15 protein-coding genes are annotated in these 19,452 nt (G+C 44.2%); 3 read left to right on the top strand and 12 right to left on the bottom strand.

Features of this window, described 5'->3' with window-relative positions; translation table 11 throughout:
• Window positions 1-12: 12 nt before the first annotated feature.
• The 6 genes from rplX to JF50_RS21510 all read right to left on the bottom strand — a co-directional run bounded on the left by rplX (window position 13) and on the right by JF50_RS21510 (window position 8,398).
• Window positions 13-327, bottom strand: coding sequence for a 50S ribosomal protein L24 (gene rplX / locus JF50_RS21535; RefSeq protein ID WP_023401269.1), 315 nt, complete (start codon window positions 325-327; stop codon window positions 13-15).
• Window positions 328-337: 10 nt separating this feature from the next.
• Complete coding sequence (rplN, locus tag JF50_RS21530) at window positions 338-706, bottom strand: 50S ribosomal protein L14 (protein WP_039611414.1); 369 nt, start codon at window positions 704-706, stop codon at window positions 338-340.
• 277 nt (window positions 707-983) lie between these two features.
• Entirely contained in the window at window positions 984-1,814 is an 831-nt protein-coding gene (locus JF50_RS21525; RefSeq protein ID WP_235423493.1) for a polysaccharide deacetylase family protein, read from the bottom strand.
• Between the two features lie 211 nt (window positions 1,815-2,025).
• Window positions 2,026-4,680 carry a family 20 glycosylhydrolase gene (locus tag JF50_RS21520; RefSeq protein WP_052262652.1) on the bottom strand — a complete coding sequence of 885 codons (2,655 nt, stop codon included), beginning with the start codon at window positions 4,678-4,680 and terminating at the stop codon, window positions 2,026-2,028.
• A 537-nt stretch (window positions 4,681-5,217) separates the two neighbouring features.
• Window positions 5,218-5,985, bottom strand: coding sequence for an ATP-binding cassette domain-containing protein (locus JF50_RS21515; RefSeq protein WP_052262650.1), 768 nt, complete (start codon window positions 5,983-5,985; stop codon window positions 5,218-5,220).
• A 463-nt stretch (window positions 5,986-6,448) separates the two neighbouring features.
• Entirely contained in the window at window positions 6,449-8,398 is a 1,950-nt protein-coding gene (locus JF50_RS21510) for an AsmA family protein (protein WP_039611413.1), read from the bottom strand.
• 441 nt (window positions 8,399-8,839) lie between these two features.
• Between JF50_RS21510 and JF50_RS21505 the strand changes: the two genes are divergently transcribed.
• Together JF50_RS21505 and JF50_RS21500 are read left to right on the top strand one after the other, a co-directional pair.
• Window positions 8,840-10,006 carry a hypothetical protein gene (locus JF50_RS21505; protein ID WP_039611412.1) on the top strand — a complete coding sequence of 389 codons (1,167 nt, stop codon included), beginning with the start codon at window positions 8,840-8,842 and terminating at the stop codon, window positions 10,004-10,006.
• 276 nt (window positions 10,007-10,282) lie between these two features.
• On the top strand, window positions 10,283-10,969 hold the full coding sequence (locus JF50_RS21500; RefSeq protein ID WP_039611411.1) for a TorF family putative porin: 687 nt from the start codon (window positions 10,283-10,285) through the stop codon (window positions 10,967-10,969).
• Between the two features lie 48 nt (window positions 10,970-11,017).
• On the opposite strand, the gene purT is transcribed toward JF50_RS21500, so the two are convergent.
• Together purT and JF50_RS21490 are read right to left on the bottom strand one after the other, a co-directional pair.
• Window positions 11,018-12,205: a formate-dependent phosphoribosylglycinamide formyltransferase gene (purT, locus tag JF50_RS21495; protein ID WP_039611410.1), complete on the bottom strand. Its 1,188-nt coding sequence runs from the start codon at window positions 12,203-12,205 to the stop codon at window positions 11,018-11,020.
• A gap of 93 nt (window positions 12,206-12,298) precedes the next feature.
• Window positions 12,299-12,973 carry a fumarylacetoacetate hydrolase family protein gene (locus tag JF50_RS21490; protein ID WP_039611409.1) on the bottom strand — a complete coding sequence of 225 codons (675 nt, stop codon included), beginning with the start codon at window positions 12,971-12,973 and terminating at the stop codon, window positions 12,299-12,301.
• Between the two features lie 244 nt (window positions 12,974-13,217).
• Between JF50_RS21490 and JF50_RS21485 the strand changes: the two genes are divergently transcribed.
• Window positions 13,218-13,895 (top strand): nitroreductase family protein, encoded by a 678-nt coding sequence (locus tag JF50_RS21485; RefSeq protein WP_039611408.1) that lies wholly within the window; start codon window positions 13,218-13,220, stop codon window positions 13,893-13,895.
• A 10-nt stretch (window positions 13,896-13,905) separates the two neighbouring features.
• Here the strand turns inward: JF50_RS21485 and JF50_RS21480 are convergent, their stop codons facing one another.
• The 4 genes from JF50_RS21480 to JF50_RS21465 all read right to left on the bottom strand — a co-directional run bounded on the left by JF50_RS21480 (window position 13,906) and on the right by JF50_RS21465 (window position 19,297).
• Window positions 13,906-14,958, bottom strand: coding sequence for an efflux RND transporter periplasmic adaptor subunit (locus JF50_RS21480; RefSeq protein ID WP_052262648.1), 1,053 nt, complete (start codon window positions 14,956-14,958; stop codon window positions 13,906-13,908).
• Window positions 14,942-18,235 carry an efflux RND transporter permease subunit gene (locus JF50_RS21475; protein ID WP_052262647.1) on the bottom strand — a complete coding sequence of 1,098 codons (3,294 nt, stop codon included), beginning with the start codon at window positions 18,233-18,235 and terminating at the stop codon, window positions 14,942-14,944. The genes JF50_RS21480 and JF50_RS21475 overlap by 17 nt, the downstream gene beginning before the upstream one ends.
• Window positions 18,235-18,564: an ArsR/SmtB family transcription factor gene (locus tag JF50_RS21470; protein ID WP_039611407.1), complete on the bottom strand. Its 330-nt coding sequence runs from the start codon at window positions 18,562-18,564 to the stop codon at window positions 18,235-18,237. The genes JF50_RS21475 and JF50_RS21470 overlap by 1 nt, the downstream gene beginning before the upstream one ends.
• 241 nt (window positions 18,565-18,805) lie before the next feature.
• Window positions 18,806-19,297, bottom strand: coding sequence for a DUF6653 family protein (locus tag JF50_RS21465; protein ID WP_039611406.1), 492 nt, complete (start codon window positions 19,295-19,297; stop codon window positions 18,806-18,808).
• Window positions 19,298-19,452 lie beyond the last annotated feature (155 nt).

Raw genomic sequence — 19,452 nt, 5'->3', positions numbered from 1 at the left:
CTACTCCAACTATTAAATAGTTTTGCCAGTAGACTTGAAGAAACGGACTTTTTTACCGTCTTCAAATCTAAAACCAACACGATCTGCTTTGCCAGTTTCGGCATTGAAAATCGCTACATTTGATACGTCGACAGACGCTTCTTTCTCAACAATACCGCCAGCTTGCTGTAGTTGTGGTACAGGCTTCTGGTGTTTCTTGATGATATTTACGCCTTCAACAAATACACGACCAGTTTCAGTTACAACTGAAAGCACTTTACCGCGCTTACCTTTGTCTTTACCGGCTAGTACGATTACTTCGTCATCACGACGGATTTTTGCTGCCATGATCGACTCCTTATAGTACTTCTGGTGCTAGTGAAACGATTTTCATGAACTTTTCGTTACGTAGTTCACGCGTCACAGGGCCGAAGATACGAGTACCAATTGGCTGATGGCTATCATTTAAGATAACAGCCGCATTGCTATCGAAACGGATTAAAGAGCCGTCTGGACGACGAACGCCTTTCTTAGTACGCACTACTACAGCGTTTTTAACATCACCTTTCTTCACTTTGCCGCGAGGAATTGCTTCTTTAACAGAAACTTTAATGATGTCACCAACACGCGCGTAGCGACGGTGCGAACCACCAAGGACTTTAATACACTGCACTTTGCGAGCGCCGCTGTTATCAGCAACGTCCAGCTGAGTTTGCATTTGGATCATTGTCTATGCTCCGGTGTAGTTAACATTTACTTAGATTTTGTATAAAAGCTAAGCATTTAGATTAATTTCCACTCAAAAAACGAAGCTTTCGTCTTTCAAGGGCGGGGAATTGTAACAGCAAAGTTCAGCCAAAGATAGTTCAATTTTTAATTAATTTATCAAATTGCTGCATCTGCTTTCACCACTTTCTCTCATATGAGGTCGATGATGAAAAAAACAAGTCTACAGCATGAATTTTAAGCCTTTGTTGCAGTTCAAAAAACAACCAAACATTGGTTTATCTATTTTTTTCAATGTAGGTTGCAACCTCATCGACTGTGGCCAGCCAATAACCATTCTTTGGGTCTTTTAAATACACAATAAGCGCTTCTAACGCATCTTTATCGGTGGTATACATACTTTTCTCACCCACATCATGTCCTGCCAAAATAATCCATTTGTTGGTCTCTTTAAGCAAATCAAGTTGCGCTTTAATTTCCTCAAAGCTCATACCGTCCATACGATTACCCGCCAGTTGTGCAAAGTCTGTATATGTGGGGTTATTAGCGGTTTCATCTAACCAAGTGCGCCCCGTTTTGAATAGTTCGGCAATTAATGGTACATAACTCCTCACTTCCTTACCTCTACCCACAAATGTGTTACCGCATGGATAAGCAAAAGATTTAGGCTCAACATTGAGGTGTTTTTTCATATATCGTGTGGTGGCTTCAATATCCTCTTTCAACCAATCCAGGTCGACTTGTTCTAGTCCTCGATTGTCTTTGCGTAACCAGGCGAAATTGCCCGTACAGAGGTGTGAGCTGGTGTGGTTGCCCAATTCATGCCCATTATTTGCCGCTTGCTGCCATCCTGTGAGTCTTTGTTCTACAAATTGTGGGTTAACATAAAATGTGCCTTTCACACCATGTTTATCCAATATTGGTATACCTACATCTACTTGACTGCTTCGTGCATCATCGAAACTTAAAGATATTGCATATTGCGCACCATTTGGATAGGTAAACTCAACTTTATCTGACCCAACGTCTTTAGTCCCAGCACAACTACTTACAGACAGGGTAAAGAAAGTCGCCGCCATGAGTTTATTCATTGCATTTGTTGAGTACATATTATCTCCATCTCACTTGATTCAATTCTCTCGCTGGATAGTGTGCGTAGTCCGCGCACTATCCACCATGAAGAAACAATGAAGGTATTCTTATTTTCTATTTAACAAGCATAAACCACTAATATATATACTTTTACTGAACCTCTTGCCAATCGGCTAGTCACTACTGCAATAATTAATGAGCAACTTAACCTATCAACCTCAAGGCTACCTAGAGTCGCGCGGTCCCGGTTAAGTCAGCCAGTTCAATTCGTCCCGGTCGACGACGGTCTGGCGACAATGCTCGCAATTCAATGTTTCCTCCTTGTGATAATCGCACTGGATTAACATATTCTTGCCATTCCCCTTGATTAATCCGATATTGGATCGGTAACCCCGGAATAATCGTCGAAGCATGTAATTTTTTATCAATGACTTTACTCACCACATTAGGGATCCGATAAAACACGCCAAGGCGATCGAACTTTTCGAGCTCTTTGTAGCCCACAGCATGAATGAAGTCTTGCCATTGCTGATCGCGTTGCTTGCGCATGTCTGTAGTAAAAAAGCCAGTTGTATGGTCATACTTTTCACCTGCATAATTGTACGGCACCTCCCACTGTGCGCGGTGCCATGCTTTCTCAGCCAATGCCAACAAACGGGGAAATAGCATGTATTCTGCTAAGTGGTCCTTGCGAACGACTTCAGACCAAAGGTGGCCTTGGATCCCTGTCACACGAAATCCTGCAGGTAGCGGCTGATGAGTAAATTTACCATTTCCATCCACTTGCGTACGATCATCTGCAATGTAATGTCTTCCTATGGTATCTTTTTTAATTTCTGCATTGGCAGGCAAATTATCTGGCATGAATTCAAAAATGGTTTTACTGTTCGTTCTTCTCGCCCCCCATTTATAGCCACTCTCTTTTGGATCTAACTCATAGGGAAAATCTAAATAAGTCACATCAGGGGTAGACAATATAATATCCCACCCTCGTCTAGCATGCGCACTCACGACTTTATGTGCATTTTGAGGCAAAGTTGCCCATACATATGATGCAACTTTACGTGGCATCTTATCCTGCCTCGTTTCAGAAAGGCCATCATTCCAACCAGCCACTTCAATGCCCTTTGCGGCAATCATAGTTGCAACACGCTCGATAAAGTAGCCTGTTAGTTCCTCAACTTCATGTACGTCATTCGACTTGTCCGCAATAAACTTTTTACAAGCCGGAGACTCGACCCATGCCCCCGCAGTTTCATCTGCACCGATATGATAAATATTCAGCGGTGAGCCCGCTTTTTTATGCTGTGCAGCCACTTCGGAAATCACCTTATCAACAAATGCATAAGTTGACTCCATACACACATTTAATGTGTTGTCATTATAGTGCTGAATTGAGCGGTATTCTGTGGCGTCTAACGGGTCACTCAACAGATACTGTCGTGCAGCATCATGTTTGCCTTGCTTGGTCAGCGTATAAAACCGTTTCTCCATGGCTTTTACCGCAGCACGAGAGTGGCCAGGCATATCTAATGACGGAATAATTTCAATGTGATGTTGCTTTGCAAAATTCAAAATTTCTTGATAATCCGCAATAGAGTAATAACCATCCCTGCCAGTATTAATTGCCGAGCCTAATTGAGGCTGCAAACAATGCTTATCATCTAAATCTATACAGCGATGAGATGATAACTCTGTCAATTCGGGTAAACCCGGAATTTCAATGCGCCACCCTTCGTCATCTGCTAAATGAAAATGCAATTTGTTTAGTTTATACGCTGACATTTTACTGAGTAAGCGCAATACAAACGCTTTGGAACGAAAATTACGCGCTACATCCAAATGCAAACCTCGATAACTATACCGAGGCTTATCAATCACCGTTACCGCTGGTACCTGCATAGTGTCTAGTGATAACAAACTCGCCAAAGACTGTAACCCATAGTAAGCACCTGCATTATCTTGTGCTTGGATCTGAATTTTTCCTTCTCGGGTGCTCAGTTGGTAAGCGCCTGCATGACTCTTACGCTCACCCCTTACCGTGATATGCACGGCAATGCCGTTATGTGTTTGCTTAACACCCAAAGCGTCTAAACGCTGTAATGCGGCGGCAACATCTCCATACTCAAGCCCAGAGAGCTTCAACTGAATGCCTTTTTGCAAGTTAAGCGGGTTATCTTGGCGAAATACTTCCACGGATTCCGGCGTGGGTACAATCGCGTGTGTCACTGAGTCCAATTCATAATTTTGTACAGCATATTTATCGAACAAGGCTGCTGAAGAGTATTTGATATAGTGATCATCTGCATGAGATTGCATCACGCTGTTTTTCGCACTCACGGCTGCGTATGGCTTTATTTCAAGCCCTGTGTCTGGTTCAATATAAGATTGTGTGCTCTTAATGACCTTGGGTTCTAACCCTTGCGCGGTGAGTATATAATTTGGCATTAACTCGCCTTCATTAAGCAATGAACTAGCAACCCAGAATTCAATCACTTGACTCTTCCCAGCTTCGAAGCCCGTGAAGCTGCTACTTGGCGCAATGTGATTCAAGTCCCCATTAAAATGACGCAGTGTCAGTTGCTCACTTTTACTTTGCGTGGCTGGGTACACTTGACTATATAAAATTTTCCAGCCATCCACACTGGCTGTAAATGGACTCGTGATTTCAATTTGTGCGTGATAGCAAAACTCAGCCGTTGACCCTGGGCATTGCTCTGGCATATTACTTAATAGTCGATATTTTACATCGAGCGTATCAGCGAGTTGATTTAACTGTTGCTGATTAATTGTATCGAGTGCCCAGACAGGGCTGGTCAGGGCCATTGTCGGCAATAGCAAAGCCAAAATACGTTCCGTTAATGCTTTTTTATTTACATGCATATATCCATTCCTGCTTTTTCATTTTAATTAAAACATTAAATTGGTTAAAAATTAGCTAAAACATCTCAATCTAGAGCTTTTGTACACTCGATTCAATTTCGAAACATTCATACAGCAAGGAATAATTTAATTAATAACAACAGCGCAGTTCGTAAACGTTTTTAGGATAATTGTATTCGACACAGTAACTCAGCACTGATAACGCTAGGCTTTAACACGGGGTTCGATGGCCTTTCAATCTGCTGACACCACAAAGTAGATATCATCTGGCAAACAAAATGATTACGAAGATGTAAATCGGATCTCCATCAGGTATTCATTGATGATAATTTATAAATACTATGATGAGTTACGCACTCTCTTTGATTTTGAATGACAGTTTGATGGCAGGATCAAGCTATCAGCCGCGTGAGGAGTATTTTCTAAAGCTTTATTTAACAGCCAACAGTGGGCACAGCAAATAAATCGATCAGCATAGTGAGAGTATTAACATGACTTTTTTTCATTGTTCATGCATTTATCACCTCGATACTTCGTTTATATCACTTCTACAGCACCTCCTAATGCTTGTTTTGCTAATTCAATGTCATCATCACATACCAAACGCCCGCTTTTAATAACCAAAACTCGCTCACACAACATCGAAATCTCATCTACGGTATCACTTGATACCAAAACCGTCAGTTGATCAGCTTTGGCCAATGATTTTAAACATCGTATAACTGCGCGCTGTGATAAAAAATCCAATCCCAGTGTCGGCTCGTCTAAAAATAGTATCTCTGGACCATGCAATAAAGCCGCTATTAACTCCATTTTGATGCGCTCAGCACCAGACAGACGTCGTACTTGAATATCTAATAAATGTGAAACATGCAGAAACTCTGACAAATAATTCAATCTTTGACGATATTTAGGCAGCGGGATCTCATAAATACACTGACATAAATTAAAGCTGTCAATGGCAGGTAGATCTGGCCAAAGCTGAAAACCCTCCTTTGTCAAAAAAGCACAACGCTTTTTAAATGCTGCTGTCTGCGCACAGGGTGTATCCCCGAATACTTTAATTCTCCCGTGCGTCGGTAACTCAGTGCCAGATAACATCTTCATTGTCGTCGTCTTCCCCGCTCCAGCTTCACCAACGACAGCAACAACTTGCCCACGCTCGATCTCAAATGACATGTCTTTAATGGCTTCTGTGTATGAAATTTCTCGCTGAAAAAGACTTTTTAAGGAAGCTGAAAGACCCTGTGGCTTTCTGTAATACTGATAAGTTTTACTGACACGCTCGACTTGTATCACTTTCATAACGCACGCTCGACAATCACAGTCCGAACCATCTTGTGCATCTCTTTTTGTCTACCCTGTAAATCAAAAAAGTTTAAAAAGTCCTGAGCAATGAGCATGATGTTTACAATTCTCTATATTGGGAATATAGCTAATAGAATTAAACGACCAGTGTATATTTTTCAATCAAAAATATCACATGTACACGGCACTATTTACAATAAAGAAATGCGCTTTGGCTTTTAATACTTAAAAACGGGCACTTAGCTCCCTTACAAAGAACCGACCATGCAAAATAAGCAACAATAAACTTATACTAAAGGAGGGTTTACAAGCCAACTTTCAAGATCTACGCGGGAGGAAGGGGCTGGGCACATTACAGGTTTACCCAACAATATGCAGTTAATGACCTGTTTCTCATGCGTGATGAACAGCTGTAATAAGGTGCATATTACGGTCAACGTAATCTGCACCCGGATGAAATCTAGCCGCCAAATAAACCTTTGAATTTGTCTTTAAGTTTATCTTTGATAGTGTCTTTGGCTTTGTCTTTAGCCGCACTGCTTAAGTCTAAGTTCGTTTCCACTTTATGAAATGGGCCTTTGATCCTTACAGGCACTTTAAAGCCTGTACTTGTATCACGACTACTTTGCCCTTCAATGGTGTCGACAATCCCCGTTACCAAACGATAATCAACAAACGTCTTGGGCAAATCAACATCGCCCGAGCCGGTCACACGAATAAGTGGGCTAGCCAGTAATAAATCAGTATTCGTCCCAACGCCTTTATTAAACTTAAAGCTCCCCGTGAGTGCTGAGAAGTCGGTTTTCTGCTGTGGGTCAAACTCTGCATTAATGCCTTCAGACAACCCAGAGAAATTACCTTTGAGCATGTCTTGGCCTTTTCTCACCATTTCAGCTAAGTTGGCCCCTTTTACGCCCCCATCCTTAAACTCAAATGCCAATTGTCCACCAAGCGCAGAGACAAACTGCTTTTGGCTCACGCCTTGAGTAGTTAACTGCCATTTAATGCTGCCTTTACCCAGTACTTTATCAAAGTCGATGGCATCGGTGAGCAATGGCTCAGCATTAATGCCATTAAGCGCAAAGTTTGTTTTAATCTGATACGGCTGTTTGGCCCCATTGATTTCTATCTTCCCTTTACCGGTTCCTTCATAAGCATTAAAGCTATCCAATGACACTATGGCTTTGCCGCCATTTAACTTCACTGACAACTGGTTTTTGCCTAAAGTAACTTTGCGCGCTTTTAACCCGGTTGAGCGCACCACGATATCCGCATCTAATGCATTTAAAGCGGACAAGTCAATTTCAGTATCATCCCATACAATTGGCTGCGCTGGCGTGTCTTCTTTTGGCTCTGGCGTTTTTTCAGGCACAGCAGCGGGTTCGGGCAAATAAGGGTTTAAGTCAAGCATCCCCAAGTCGACATCTGCAGTGGCCGATAATCTCTGGGCTAAGTTCACTTGTGCACGACCCTTTATGGCCAACTCATCTAACGCAGCAGTGAACTGCTTGAGGTTAAACACATTGTCCGCAAATGACATGTCTCCTGTGATTTCAAACTGGTTAAAGGCATTGTCTTTGGCATTCAAGTCAACCTTTTGCCATGCAGCTAACGATTTCACTGAACTGCCCGACAGCGAAAGCGCGCCTTCGAACAGCTGACCTTGCTTGAGTACGCTGCCATTAAAATCGATATTTACCAACTCATTACGAAGCTTTTTAGTAAATTTGAAGTCTTCACTTTGAATTGCCTTAGCTGGCGTATCTACGCTTAATTCAAGGTCAAAGCGCTGATCTTGAAAAGTAACTTGGCCTTGCACTGAAAGTGATTGATATAATGAAGGAAGGACTATACTCAATGATAAATCATTCAGTTCTTCCTTTGTGCCGCCTTGATTATCTACATAAATGAGTGACCCGCCATAAATTGCCACTTCACCTAAAGCAATATCAAATCCATCAGGTAAGGTGACAGGACCTGAGCTTGTGTCATTCGTTGATGTACTTGCTGATGTCGATGTTGCGTCAAATAACTGCCAATTTGGCTTGCCTGTTGCGTCCACTTCCAACAATATCTTGGGGTTTTGAATAACAAAGCGCTCTAGCTTAAAATCACCAGAGAACAAAGACCCCCATGGAATATGTACAGCTAATTGCTCCATTTCCAACATATGTGGCGCACTGCCTGTTGGCATATTGTCAAAAGCCACTTGGTTAAGCTTGATATTCAGCTCTGGCAAGATGGATAACTCGCTATCACCAGCTATCGTCAACTTTCTGCCTGTGGTTTTCTCAACCTGAGACGTGATCTGTGACACAATCGTTTCTGTAGGGATCAGCATGGGTGCAACGATTATCAACACCACAACTAATAACAATAAACCTACTACACCTTTTAATATCGCCTTCATCGATCATCCTTCCAGAGAAATAATTATCTATGCATTATGATAGCGAGGCCGATAAAAAACCACAAAGCCGCACAGTGGTAAAACTGTATTTCACACTAAAAAAATGCTATGTCATATTATTAAGCGTCTTTTTATACGCAGGGTTTTAAACTCAACCCATTGTTATTAATGGCTAAATAAATATTTAATCGCTCACTTGAGAAGGGTGAATCAAGATTTAAAGATCGTAAAAAACTTAAAATACTATTACAGACAAGACACTCTACTTCACTAAATACATGCAATAAAAAACATGTTTCAAATTAAAGAATAAAAAAGACACAAAAACCACATTGCAACTGTGCTAGAACTCGGTATGATCCTCGCCCTTGCCAGTTTAACGTTACGTTCGCTAAACTGAATAGTCTAGATTTCAACCTAACCTTGGAGTACTCACGCAGCATGAAAAAGTTGCTCATTTCACCGTCAAATATGGCTTTGGGAGAACAAGAAAGTCAGATTTACCAAAACATCTTAAAGCAATCTACTGAGATCAGCCTCAATCTGATGGCAGTTAAAGTAGAGAATCACCCAGAAGACTTTCTGGGTTGGTGTTATGAGTTACTTGATGTAGCTAAAAACCGAATCAATTTTGACCTACTGGATGACCACCAGCTACCAACCGTAAAAAAACTCCAAGACATGCTGATATCAGCAATTAGCTTTTTGCAGGTCAAAACACTTAGAATTGCACCTTGGCCTGTGATTAGCGAATTCATTGCTCAGCGCAGTGAGGTATTGGCGCTAGACGAGCAATTGCAGTTAATGGACTACATTGCTGCACTGCGCGACAGTAGACTACAAGATATGATTGTAGAGGACCGTCTGGCATTTGCCGGTAAACATACCGCAAAACATGATACCAGCATTTATCAGTTTGACGTCGAGTGGTTTGCCTCGACAAAAAGTGCCAAAGGGTTCCATCAACAGCTGGCTGACCTACCGGGTGCTTTCGATGATGCATTAGCGCACATTCCACTTGAAGGTCCAGTCACACTAGAGCACTACCAAAGCTTTACCATCGCATTTCTCAGCGCGTTCAATGGCAGTGATGAAAAACCGACCCTTGCACCTGCGACACGCCTTCTTGCTATGCGCCGTCCTGATGTATTTACGCCTATCAGCAACAATCGCCTTGATGCCCTTTGCCAAGCTTTGGGGATCACACGCTTAAACAACCGTGACTTTGAGCGATACTGGCAAGACATAGTACAAGCAATTGCTAAAATGCCTTGGTTTGCAATGGCCAGTGGCAGCAATGAACTTGAAGCCAAGCTGGCTGATATCAAGGCGCTTCTACCTGTTCTGTTTTATTATGCCGACGAAGACACCGCTATCTCGTCAAACTATTACAAGCTACTACACAAACCAAAACGCACATCAAGTGCCTCTGGTACTCGATCTGTACGCCGTAGCAAAGAATCTGCTGAAACATTGGTTGATAGAGCCCTTAGTGATGAATCTATGCCTGAGCACATTCGCGCTAAACGTGACTCAATCATCGCCGAAGTCGAAAAAGGCAGAAGCGTAGATGAAACCATTCAGTTAATGCGTACCATATTTGGCTAATGGTTTAACACACAGCCTGCATACTATCGGTGCAGGCTGATATAATCCGCACCATCGATGTGCACACCTCTACAATACACATCCCAACAACTTAATTCTCACTAAAATTTATTACATTTCATTTCAATAACCTAAACTAAAAACAAGTCAATGCGCTTAAATTGGCGCGCAGTTTGCGATTGCTTCAATACTGCTGCGACCGGGTCTATCGTAGACCTGTTACAGCGGACATTCGTTTTAAAAATACGATTTATTCTGTGCCATATAGGAACCATTATGACAAACAAAGCAACTCTCTTATTGTGTACGTGTGCAGTGCTCCTTTCTACCCACGCTTTTTCAGCCAGTGAACACTCGGTATCCGCCAATGCCGCAGCCAGTTCAAATTACTTTTGGCGTGGCATTACCCAATCTGATGATGGCGCAGCCGTTTCAGGTGGCATTGACTATAGTCAAGACTCTGGCTTTTATATCGGCACTTGGGCCTCCAACGTTGACTTTGGCGATACCTCCAGCACCAGCTATGAATTGGACTTCTACCTCGGTTTTAGTGGCGAAGTGAATGCGCTGAGTTATGATGTTGGCTATATTCACTATGCCTACCCAGACGCGGCAGGTGATATCGACTTTGGTGAAGTCTATGGTGCACTCGGTTGGCGTAATGTCAGTCTAAAAATAAGTTATCTGACGCATGCACAATCGGATAGCAGCACCGAAGAAGATATGCTCTATGTTGAACTCGGTGCCGTTTTCCCTGTTTTCACCGATGCCGAACTGGGCTTACATATCGGCAACTCAAGTGGTGATACCGTCATGGAGTGGACAGGAGAAGATGACAGCTATATGGACTATGGTGTCAGCTTGAGTAAAGACGCTTATACATTCGGCCTAGTTAAAACGGACCTTGATGCTGATGACGATCTCAAAGTCTATGTAAGTTACGCCGTCGACTTTGAATTATAGGGTTATTTTGCTGCAAACCTTAGGGCCTTACGGCCCTATTTCGCACAGTTAAATCGTATACTCAACCGCTGCGCTTACGCGCTTTGCTTTATCTACGGCTTCGTCCACGCTGTTATCTCGTGCCAATGCAACCCCCATACGTCTAACCCCCTGTACTTGTGGTTTACCAAACAGGCGTAGATCAGTATTGGCTTCAGCCAATGCTTGACTCAAGTTACCAAACTGCACCTGTTCAGACTCACCTTCAACAAGAATAACACTCGACGCCGAAGGACCATGGAAGTGAATTACAGGAATTGGCAAACCAAGCACTGCACGCGCATGCAATGCAAACTCACTCAAGTCTTGGGAAATCAAGGTCACCATGCCAGTATCATGTGGACGCGGTGATACTTCGCTAAAATAGACCTCATCTCCTTTGATAAAAAGCTCAACACCAAACAACCCTCGACCACCCAGTGCTTCGGTAATTTTACTGGCAATCTCTTTGCTGCATGACAAAGCAAGATCACTCATCGCTTGCGGCTGCCAACTTTGCTGATAATCTCCACCAGCTTGTACATGCCCGATTGGCGAACAAAAGCTGGTACCTTGAGCATGGCGTATAGTCAATAAAGTGATCTCATAATCAAAATCAACAAAGCCCTCTACAATCACTCGGCCTTGTCCTGCGCGACCACCTTGCTGTGCATATTCCCACGCGGACTCAATATCACCCAGTGTTTTTACCACGCTTTGTCCTTTACCCGATGAGCTCATAATCGGCTTCACGACACATGGCATACCAATGTGGTCAATGGCCGCACGAAAACCGTCGAGACTATCAACAAATTGATAAGGTGAAGTGGGTATCTTTAATTCTTCAGCAGCTAATCGGCGGATCCCCTCGCGGTTCATAGTGAGCTGTGTTGCTTTAGCCGTTGGTACAACAGTAAACCCCTCGGTTTCAAGCTCAACTAAGGTGTCCGTGGCGATCGCTTCAATTTCTGGCACAATGTAATCGGGTTGTTCTGAACGAATGATTTCTGCCAATCGCTGACCATCTAGCATAGACAACGTATAGCTTCTATCAGCAACTTGCATAGCCGGCGCATTGTCATACCGATCTAAGACAATCACTTCTGCACCTAATCGCTTAAATTCAATCACGGTTTCTTTGCCTAATTCACCGCCACCGCAAAAAAGCACTTTACACGCTGTTGCGCTAAAAGGAGTCCCTAATGGCTTAGTTTTCATAATTTTTCCTGATAAACGTAGATTCACCCCAATAGCCTAAGCCCAGTGAGTGCAGTGAGTCCAGTCAAATTATCTAGCGGTTCAATCTGCAGTTTAAAGCTGCTGAGGTCTCGATTGAACCTGAGACTGTACTTTCTCGCAATCACCCAGTTGTAGTGCAAGCGTATCACCTATACTCAATTTGCCCACGCCCTGTGGCGTCCCTGTCATCACGATGTCACCCGGCTGCAAGGTAAAGTACTGTGCGATCTCTTTGAGTAAGTGGCCTAGTTTAAAAATCATCATATCGGTTTCACCATGTTGCCTAAGCTGGTCATTTTGCCAAAACTTAAACTCTAAAGCGTGTGACAACTCTACCCCCTCCGTAGCGATAAATGCTGACAGGCAGGCGCTGCCGTCAAACGCTTTTGCACGCTCCCAAGGATGCCCTTGCGCTTTAAGTTGAGTTTGTAAATGACGTAAAGTCAGATCGAGGCCAACACCAACACCTGAAATAGACGATAGCGGCTCCTCTGTTTGCGCAGTAATGGTTTCACCCACCAGCAACACGAGCTCCGCTTCATAGTGGTGTTCACCGAGCTGTTCATTAATCATAAATACTGGCGAAAAATCACAAAATGCACTGGATGGCTTGATAAATAATAAAGGTGACTCAGGTATGGGGTTATTTAATTCTTGCGCATGGGCCACATAATTACGGCCAATACACACGGCTTTACCGACCGGAAGTGGTATCGCCTCTCCTGATACCCATTTATGCTGATACATTACTTTCTCCTTTACACTCCGTTATTTCGCCCAGAATTGTATCTAACTCGCAGACAAACATTGAGCAAATTATTCTTATAATCAATATACATAAATATGATTTTGGTCACTTCACTGCACGCCAGAGTAAACTTATTTTGCCACTGTTATGGAAACTTTATGTTAATCAAAATACGCAATAAGTTGAAACCTTTATAATCACAAGTTATAAAAACCACACAGCAAGTAACTAGGAATCACATCCATGAAAGCCCATGACAATATCCCACTCACCGACTTTGTAGAATATTCGCCGCAGGAAATGCAGCAGCGCGCCGATGAAAACTTCTCACTTATGCAACGTAGGCATACTATTCGTAGTTTTAGTGACCGTCCGGTACCAAAAGAGGTTATCGAAACCTGTATTAAAACCGCTGGGCTGGCACCAAGTGGGGCAAACCACCAGCCATGGCATTTTGTGGCGATCCACAGCAGTGACGTAAAAAAACAAATCAGGGAAGCGGCCGAACAACTTGAGCGTTCATTTTATGAAGGTCGAGCAGGTGACGAGTGGCTAGACGCGTTGAAACCTCTGGGTACAGATGCGCAAAAACCGTATTTGGAACATGCGCCTTGGCTAATTGCGATTTTTACCCAAAAGAAAGGTGGGATCCATGCAGAAGATAAAAACACCAATTATTACGTGCATGAATCAGTCGGTATCGCGACTGGCTTTTTGATCCAATCGCTACACAATGCAGGCTTAGCCACATTAACACATACACCTAAGCCGATGAGCTTTTTGACGGAGATCTGTCAACGTGATAAAGACAATGAGCGCCCATATATGCTGCTAATCGCAGGCTACCCTGCTGAAGATGCGACGGTACCTGAGCATGCACTTGTTAAAAAATCATTAGATGAGATCGCTTCGTTTATCTAATCATGATGAATTAGATGCTGGTCAATGCCAGCATCTCACCTTCAACCAGCCCAGAGATCACAACGACATCATCACCCACTTGATGACCCAAACGAATAAGTCGCCGCTGCTTTATACCTTGCTCGATAACCAGCACCATGGTTAGCTGCCCAATGCGCTGAACATAATGCTGCGGAATGACCACCTTTTGAATAGGCGTTGACGGCAACCTTATTTGGGCATACATACCCGGTTTAGCCCCATTTGGCGGTGTTATATCTAACTTGATTTGAAACTGTCTGGCCAAGCTATCTGCGACGGGTACTATTTCACTGATTTCACCCACCACCGTTTTATTCAACGCACCTAACTCAATCTGCAGCTCATCACCCACTTTGAGTTCACCAGCCAAGCTAGAGCGCACTGCGCCACTGACTTGTAAGCTCGCTGGATTAAAAATCTCTAAGATTGGTACTCCTGGACTGAGCATACTTCCAGGTTCTTGCAGTCGCTCTACCACGACACCGGACAAAGGCGCATGTAATCGAGTGTAACTTAAAGCAGCTTGTGCACCACTCAATTGCTCTGCCAACGCCATACGGCGTGCACTGAGTTCGTCCACTTTACTTTGCCATTCATCCACTTGATTGCTGGCAACCAGCCCTTTCGAAAATAATGCTTCATTGCGTGCCAACTGTTTTTTCGCTTGTAATAACAACGCTTCATTGGCTTGATTTTGTGCACGCGTTTCTTCCATGGAAGCACGCAACTGCGTATCTTCCAAAGTCGCCAATAATTGGCCCTTGTTAACCAATTGACCTGCACGCACCTCAAGCGTATGCAACTGTGCTAACACACGACTAGATACTTGTGTATTCTCTCGGGCGACTAAACTGGCACTGACAAAATCCTCAGGTAACACATCTCGCTGGGTGACAAGGTAATGTTCACCGCGATATTCAGCAGGTTTACTCCGTAATTGTGGCTCAAGCTGTCTATTGAACGCGCCAGAAAACGCCCCCAGTAAAATACCCAGCGCAGCGAAAGCCCCCACCGCTTGCCAATGTTTAATTGCTAAGCGCATTGCCAGCCCCCTTTTGCTCAGTTTCTTTAAATACCAAAAAATACACCACTGGCACGATAAACAAGGACAGTACCGTTGAGGCCAAAGTGCCAAAAATTATCGCCAGTGCCAGACCACTAAATACGGGATCTAATATGATCACTAAGTTACCTAGCATGGTCGTGCCAGCAGCGAGTAATACAGGGCGCATACGTACTTCACCGGCTTGATATAACGCTTCTTTTATCGCAACCCCATGTGCGCGTTGCTGATTAACAAACTCAACTAAAATAAGGCTATTGCGCACCACAATCCCCGCCAAAGCTATCATGCCTATCATGGCTGTGGCAGTAAATAATATCGGCTCAGGTGCCCCCGCAATAGTGCGTTCGCCAAATTGATTTAACAACCAAAAACCCGGCATGATCCCTATCATGGTTAATGGAATGGCCGACATAATGATCCCCGCAAGCGCAGTCGATGACGTTTGCCATCGTAAAATAATAAAAATCGCCGTTAGCGCGAAGGCAAAGCCGATCCCCATATCGCGAAATACATCGACAGTAATACGCCACTCCCCTTCTCCAGTGAAACGATATTCTGTCCCAGCCGGCAACTGCCACCCAAGTCCAGCCCCATTGGTTAAAAATGTCCGAGATTGCCAAGGCAACTGAGTTTGCTGCGACGTTTTGCCTTCATCATTGACGATATCTGCGATCACTGCTGCGGGGGTTCTACCATTGAGCTCGGCCGTCACATAAATCACCTCTTTCAGATCTTTGCGATAAATAGGCTGTTCAATCACACCTGACTGCCATTGCCCAAGCTCACCCAAAGGCACCAAGGGTGACGTAGCACTTTCAAGCGCCTGTCCCGTGGTCATTTTTGCTAACGCATCTGTGCCTCTCAGCTGGAGTCCATTCAGGACTGGCCACTGATTTCGATCGACAAAAGGTAGTTGTAACTCGATGGCGAGCGGAGTGACTTCATGGGGTACTTGTAATACTCCAGCAACCAAACCTCCACTGGCAATTTTTAAGGTCTGATTCACATCCTGCGTAACGATCCCTGAAAGCGCGGCTTTGCGTTTATCTAATACAAAACGCTGCCGCGTTTCAGGGGGCACCAAAGACATATCGACCTCAGTCACATGAGCTTCTCGCTCAAGCCTATCTTTAAGCGCATAAGCCGCTTTGATGTGCGTTGCTCTGTGTGTAAATACGTCAGTGGCGTACACTTCAGCCACCAGCGTCGACATCACAGGAGGACCTGGCGGCACCTCGACCACTTTGATTCGAATACCGTTTTGGATCAGTGGTGCCAGTAATCTCCGCATTCTCAGTACCACCGCATGAGACTGATGCTCTCGCATCTGTTTGTCGACTAACAACACTCTCAGCTCTGACAGATGGCTACCATGACGCTGATAATACCCTCGCACCATGCCATTAAAATCGACACTAGATGGCTGTCCAACATACGCCGCTATTGTAGTGACCTCTTGTAATTGCCAGACAATGTCTTGCACACGCTGCGTCATTGCTGCCGTCGCCTCTAAACTGCTACCACGTGGCATATCAATCAATACTTGCACTTCGTTTTTATTGTCAAACGGCAATAATTTGAGTGGTACCGCACGCAACAAGGGTAGGCTCGCGCTGACAATGAACAAACCCAGCACTGACCAAAGCAACCACCTTACTCGAGTCGGTTTGCTTAACAGTCCGCGAAGTGCCCTTCTATACCACTGATTACTGTGTTGTGACTGCGTATTTGTTTGACCACTGAGTAATTTGTTGCCCAACCAAGGAGTAACAAACAGGGCAACCAAAGTCGATGCAATCACTGCAACAGGAATATTAAACGCCATGGGTGCCATATAAGGTCCCATCATGCCAGTAATAAATGCCAGCGGGATAAATGCCACAATGATAGTGAGTGTCGATGTTAATAGTGGTATCTTCACTTCGAGCATCGCAGCCACAATGGTATTGGTACGGTTTGATTGATTGGCGCCGCTTTGCTTACGACGCAAGAAACGCGTGATATTATCGACGCCAGTGATAGGGTCATCAACCAGTAACCCTAACGCGAGGATCAAAGCAAAAAGAGTGACACGATTAATGGTATACCCAAATACGTACCCTAAACTGAGCGTGATCCCATAACAAACAGGGATAGCCAAGCCTATTATCAGCGCCTGCCTCCACCCTAAAAAGAGCCCAATAAAAACCACAACGGTGACAATGGCAAAGGCTAAACTGGCTGTCAGGCTGTTTACCTTCTCATCTGCCGTTTGGCCATAATTACGTAATACCTGATACCGTACACCTGCCGGGAATAATTCAGATTCAAGCCGTTGCATCATCGCCAGACTCTGCTCGGCAACCATCACCGCATTGCTGCCTCTTTGCTTGGCCACACTCAAGGTCACCATGGGTAAATTACGCTGTTGGTCATCACGCGTTATCCATTGATAATTACGTGGTTCACTGGGTCCATCTCGCAAGACAGCGATATCAGCAAGATAAATTTGTCTACCATTGACGACATTGACGACCAATTGGCTTAATTGCTCGGTGGTGCGCAACACATCGCCGGCTTGCAGCTGCCATTGCTGATTGCCAACAATAAAATCTCCTACGTTTTCAAGTTGGTTGGCATACTCAATTGCTTTTAGTACGTCCAACGGCGTAGTGTGATGCGCGGCCAATGCACTGGCATTGAGCTCAACCTGAATTTGTCGCGTTCGACCAGAAAGTACGGTCACTTCGCTGGCATCCTTGATTGTTTGTAACTGCGTCGAAACTTCTTGCGCAATCCGTGTCAGCTCAAAATCACTATATTGAGCAGGATCTTCACTGTATACACCCAACATAAGAATCGCGACATCATCCACTTCTACCGGCTTGATTTGCCAGCGCTGAACCACACTCGGCATCCGGTCTTCATTGGCATATAACTTGGTGTAGGTATTGAGAATGGCGCGCTCACGATCTTCACCGACCTCAAAACGCAATGTCACTGAAACACTGCCAGATAGACTGGTCGAATATACATGTTCAACACCTGGGATTTGCCTGAGTATTTTCTCTAGTGGTTCGGTCACCAATCGCGCTACTTCAGATGCCGCGACATTAGGCACCTCGACATGGATATCCAAAATTGGCACAACAATTTGCGGCTCTTCTTCTCGCGCAGTCTGATGCAGAGCCAATCCACCTAAAATCATACTAACTAGTAAGATGAATAAAGGGATACGACTATGCAGTAACTGCGTCATGACGCGAGCAAACATCAGTTGGATCCCTCATCTATTTGCGGCTGACAAAATAGTTGATATAGCTGTGCTAAAATGGCGATGACTTTATCATCCACGATGCGGTAATAAATTGTTTGTCCATCACGACGCGTTGCCACCACATCGGCTTTGCGAAGCCCAGCCAGGTGCTGCGACAATGCTGACTGAGCCAATGGGACCTGCGCATTAAGCTCGCTGACACTCATCTCTTGCTGCAACAAACTGCATAAGATCATCAAACGGTTTTTATTCGCCATCAGTTTAAGTAACGCTTCTGCATGTTCAGCGCTTTGCGCCATGTCTTGTGCTTTCAATGTTATATCCATTTCACCTTCATTTGATGGCAGTATAGCCACATATATTAGAAATATCTAATATTAGTAATAACTAATATAATAAATACACCACTATGCTGCGATCCATCAAAGAACGCCTTGCCACCACCCAGACTCATGACAGATGTAGAGGAGAGATGAAAACGAAACCAGCAAGACTGTTTAATTAGCGAGCGGAATATGATGCAACATCATCGAGGTGCGTCCAAAGGGTCTAGCGCGTGTGCGACTGTCACTGATTGGCATCCTGCTGGCGGGAAGCCTCCTGGTAAATCCAGACCATGCGGTCCAAAAACCATGTTTTTGCTAGGATCACACCAATTGCACCACAGCACGTACTGATCGCCTCATGAAAAAATAATCCAGCAACACACATCGCTGTAAATACACACAAAAGTGCTGATATCACATCTAATGTTTTAAAGTGATGCACAGCTACTCGCTCACGTTGGTAAATTAAGATACGCTCCCCAAGCACGCTTTTCGACGCCCAGCTATCTGTTTGAGCGGGCTTTTTAAAGCACCTAGGGTTTATGCAAATCCAGACAATTAATGCAACTAGCACAGGCCAGAACCATACTCCGAAGATATCACGCCACCAAATACACGCAATCAACAGCGGTAAACACGTATAACGCGTCCATACACTCCAAGGGTTCGCATGTCGTTGCCACACATCCTCACTCATAGAAAAATATTTCGCGGCTAAACTTTCAAAACGCATGTCTATCTCCTTAGATCAGTCATCTTTGTTAGCCTAACCATAATGACGGTATTGAACTGTTTAAAAATGTAGCACAACGTGCACATTTGCTGACGCTTTTGGTTAACTAGCTTACAGCACTGGCTCAATGTGGCCTGTAGACTCATTGCCAGCTT

It is taken from the genome of Pseudoalteromonas luteoviolacea, from assembly GCF_000814765.1.
Taxonomy (GTDB): domain Bacteria; phylum Pseudomonadota; class Gammaproteobacteria; order Enterobacterales; family Alteromonadaceae; genus Pseudoalteromonas; species Pseudoalteromonas luteoviolacea_H.
The sequence above is the reverse complement of the archived record's forward strand: the minus strand, read 5'-3'. Positions and strand labels throughout refer to the sequence as shown.